This is a genomic window from Saccharopolyspora sp., from assembly GCF_017434145.1.
Lineage (GTDB): Bacteria > Actinomycetota > Actinomycetes > Mycobacteriales > Pseudonocardiaceae > Saccharopolyspora_C > Saccharopolyspora_C galaxeae.
In genome coordinates this window covers 1-4454 of the sequence record NZ_JAFRFW010000058.1, presented here as the reverse complement: position 1 = coordinate 4454, position 4454 = coordinate 1, and the positions used below count along the sequence as shown (strand labels likewise).

Genomic DNA, 4454 nt, shown 5'->3' with positions numbered 1-4454 from the left:
GGCGCACCGCCGGTTCAACGGGCTGCCCGGACTGGACCCGGACCTCGCCCTCACCGCGCTGTCCCGCGCGATCGGCGGCGACGAGGTAGCGCTGACCCTGGCCGACGTCGACTGGTCGCGTTTCGGCCCGGCGTTCACCGCGGACCGGCCGAGCCCGCTGCTGGCCGATTTCGCCGCCGCAGAGCCGGAAACCCCAGCAGCGGACCTGGCCGCGCTGCCCGCCGCCGAACGCGCGGCCCGGCTCGGCGACCTGGTGCGCAGCACCGCAGCCCGGGTCCTCGGCCACGCGGGAACAGCCGCGGTGGAGCCGGGTTCGGCCTTCCGGGACCTCGGGTTCGACTCGCTGACCGCGGTGGACCTGCGCAACGCGCTGAACACCGAAACCGGCCTGGCGCTGCCCGCGACGCTGGTGTTCGACCACCCGACCCCGGCCGAACTCGCCGCGCATCTCGACGCCGAACTCACCGGCGCGGAAACCGGGCCCGCCGAGATCGCTCCGATCGCCGCGGCCGCGGACGACCCGGTCGTGATCGTCGGCATGAGCTGCCGCTACCCGGGCGGTGTCCGCTCGCCCGAGGACCTGTGGCGGCTGCTGACCGACGAGGTCGACGCCGTCGGACCCGTCCCGGCCGACCGCGGTTGGGACCTCGCGGCGTTGAGCACCACCGCGGGCGGCTTCCTGCACGACGCGGCGGATTTCGACCCCGGGTTCTTCGGCATCTCCCCGCGGGAGGCCATGATCATGGATCCGCAGCAGCGGATCGTGCTCGAAGCCGCCTGGGAGGCCTTCGAGCGCGCCGGGATCGACCCGGACGGGCTGCGCGGCACCGACGCGGGCGTGTTCGTCGGCGGCGGCACCGGCGACTACCGGCCGCCTGCCGGGCAGGTCGGGCACGCCCAGACCGCGCAGTCCGCGAGCCTGATCTCCGGGCGGCTGTCCTACACCTTCGGCCTGCAAGGCCCGACCGTCACCGTCGACACGGCCTGCTCGTCCTCGCTGGTGGCGCTGCACCAGGCGGCGCAGGCGGTGCGCGCGGGGGAGTGCTCGCTCGCGCTGGCGGGCGGGGTGACGGTGATGTCCACCCCGGTCGGCTTCGTCGAGTTCGGCGAGCTGGGTGCGCTGTCCCGGGACGGGCGCTGCAAGGCGTTCTCGGACGCCGCCGACGGCACCGGCTGGGCCGAGGGCGTGGGGATGCTCGTGGTCGAGCGGCGCTCCACGGCGCAGCGGCGCGGGCACGAGGTGCTGGCGGTGCTGCGCGGCTCGGCGATCAACTCCGACGGCGCCTCCAACGGGCTCACCGCGCCCAACGGGGTTTCGCAGCAGCGGGTGATCCGCAAGGCGCTGGCGGCCTCCGGACTCGAATCATCCGAAGTGGACGCTGTCGAGGCGCACGGCACCGGAACCGCCCTCGGCGACCCGATCGAGGCGCAGGCATTGCTGGCGACCTACGGCCGGGAGCGGGAGCATCCGATGTTGCTCGGCTCGGTGAAGTCCAACCTTGGGCACAGCCAGTCCGCGTCCGGTGTGGCCGGGGTGATCCGCACGGTGCTGGCGATGCGGCACGGGACGCTGCCGAAGACGCTGCACGTAGACCGCCCGTCCACGCACGTCGACTGGTCCTCCGGCGCGGTGCAGCTGCTCACCGAGGCGCGCGAGTGGCCCGAGACCGGGCGACCGCGGCGCGCGGCGGTGTCCTCGTTCGGCGCCAGCGGAACCAATGCGCACGTGGTCCTGGAGCAGGCGCCGGAAGCCGAGCTCCCGGAACGCGGCGGGCGACCCGCGCCGGTGCTGCCGGTCGTGGTCTCGGCTCGCACGCCGGACGCGCTGCGGGCGCAGGCCGAGCAGCTGCGCGACGCGGGCGGCGAGCTGGTGGACCTGGCGAACTCGCTGGCCACGGCCCGCTCGCACTTCGAGCACCGGGCCGCGGTGCTGGCCGCCGACGACGCCGAACTGCACGCCGGGCTCGACGCGCTCGCCACCGGCCGCGGCGCGGGGAACGTGCTGCGCGGGGATGCGGTGCGGCCCGGCAAGCTGGCTTTCCTGTTCTCCGGCCAGGGATCGCAGCGCGCGGGCATGGGCGCCGAGCTCTACGACCGGTTCCCGGCGTTCGCCGCGGCCCTAGACGAGGTGCTCGCACACCTCGAACCGGAACTGGACCGCCCGCTGCGGGAGGTCCTGTTCGCGGCCGCGGACGCGCCCGAGGCGGCGCTGCTGGACGAGACCGGCTGTACCCAGCCCGCGCTGTTCGCCTTCGAGGTCGCGCTGTTCCGGCTGCTCGAATCCTGGGGGCTGCGGCCGGATTTCCTGACCGGGCACTCCATCGGCGAGCTCGCTGCCGCGCACGTGGCGGGCGTGTTCGCGCTGCCGGACGCGGCGAAGCTGGTCGCCGCCCGCGCACGGCTCATGCAGGCGCTGCCGCGCGGCGGAGCGATGATCTCGATCCAGGCGACCGAGGAGGAGATCACCACGCTGCTGACCCGGCAGGTCTCGCTGGCCGCGCTCAACGGTCCGGACTCCGCCGTGGTCTCCGGTGCCGGGGACGAGGTGTCCCGCATCGCGGACGCCTTCGCCGCGCAGGGACGCAAGACTAGGCGTTTGCGGGTCAGCCATGCGTTTCACTCTCCTCTGATGGACGCCATGCTGGACGATTTCGCCCGCACCGCGCGCGGCGTCACCTACGGCGCACCGCAGGTGCCGGTGGTGTCCAACCTGACCGGTGCGGTGGCCGAGCCGGAGCAGCTGTGCGCTGCGGAGTACTGGGTGCGGCACGTGCGCGAGACCGTCCGGTTCGCCGACGGAGTGCGCACCCTGGCTGGCCGTGGTGTGCGGACCTACTGCGAGATCGGTCCGGACGCGGTGCTGTCCGCGCTGGTCACGGCCTCGGCATCGGACGCGGCTGCGGTCGCCACGGCGCGCCGGGACCGGGACGAGACCGCGACGCTGGTCGGCGCGCTCGCCCGGCTGCACGTCAGCGGCGCCACCCCGGACTGGACGGGCTTCTACGCGGGCTCCGGTGCGCGCCGGATCGACCTGCCCACCTACGCCTTCCAGCACGAACGGTTCTGGCCCGAGCCCGAGCCCGCCACCGAGCAGGGCGGCCGCGGCTCCGACGAGGCGTTCTGGGAAGCCGTGGCACAGCAGGACTTCGGATCGCTGGCCGAAACCCTGCGCGTCGAGGACGAAGCTCTCGCGAAGGTGCTGCCCGCGCTGTCCGGCTGGCGCCGGGAACAGCAGGACCAGGCCAGAGTGGACTCCTGGCGGCACCGCTTCGACTGGAAGCCGTTGCACACCAGCAACTCCGCACGGCTCGGCGGTCATTGGCTCGCCGTGCTGCCCGCCGGGCTCGCCGACGAGTGGACCGAACGGGTGCTCGGCGCGCTCGGCGATCCGGAGCGCATCGAGGTCGGTACCGCCGATCGCGCGGAGCTTGCCGATCAGCTGCGCGGTCGCTCCGTCGACGGGGTGCTGTCGTTGCTTCCGTTGCGGGACGGCGCGAATCTCCAGCCGGAATCCCCGGCGCTGACCGCGACCTTGCTGCAAGCGCTGGGCGACTCGGGAAACGCGGCTCCACTGTGGACCGCAACGCGCGGTGCGGCGTCCACCGGCGCCGCCGAAGCTCCGCGGAACCCGGCGCAAGCCGGGGTCTGGGGACTCGGCCGGGTCGCCGCACTGGAGCACCCGGACCGCTGGGGCGGGCTCGTGGACCTGCCCGAGGTCCTGGACAAGCGGGTGCTGGACCGGCTCACGGCCGTGCTCGCCGGGCACGACGGCGAGGACCAGATGGCGGTGCGCGCATCCGCTGCCTTCGGGAGGCGGCTGGTGCCCGCGCCGGAGCCACCGGTGAGCGGTTGGCAGCCGCGCGGCACCGTCGTGGTCACCGGCGGTACCGGCTCGCTCGGAGCGCGAGTCGCTCGCTGGCTCGCCGAGCAGGGTGCGGAGCACCTCGTGCTGCTCAGCCGCAGCGGCCTGGAAGCGCCCGGTGCCAAGGAACTCCGCGACGAGCTCGCCGAGCTCGGCACCACCGCGGCGGTCGAAGCCTGCGACGTCGCCGATCGCGCGCAGCTGTCCGAGGTGCTCGCGGCGGTGCCCGCCGAGCATCCGCTGACCGGAGTGGTGCACGCGGCCGGAGTGCTCGACGACGGCATCCTCGACGGGCTCACCCCGCAGCGGTTCGGCCCGGTGCTGCGCACCAAGGTCACTTCCGCGCTGCTGCTGGACGAACTCACCCGCGACCGCGAGCTGGACGCTTTCGTGCTGTTCTCCTCGGCCTCGGCCGCGGTCGGCAACGCCGGGCAGGGCAACTACGCGGCCGCCAACGCGGTGCTCGACGCGCTCGCCGAGCAGCGGCGCGCCCGCGGCCTGGCGGGCACCTCGATCGCGTGGGGCGCTTGGGGCGGCGGCGGGATGGCCGCGGACGAGCAAGCCGAGGACGGCGCTAAGCGCTCCGGGATCG

1 protein-coding gene is annotated in these 4454 nt (G+C 74.3%); it reads left to right on the top strand.

The features are described from left to right. The coding region (locus tag IJH84_RS01545) for a type I polyketide synthase (protein ID WP_295139380.1) at positions 1 to 4454 on the top strand (4454 nt) is incomplete at both ends.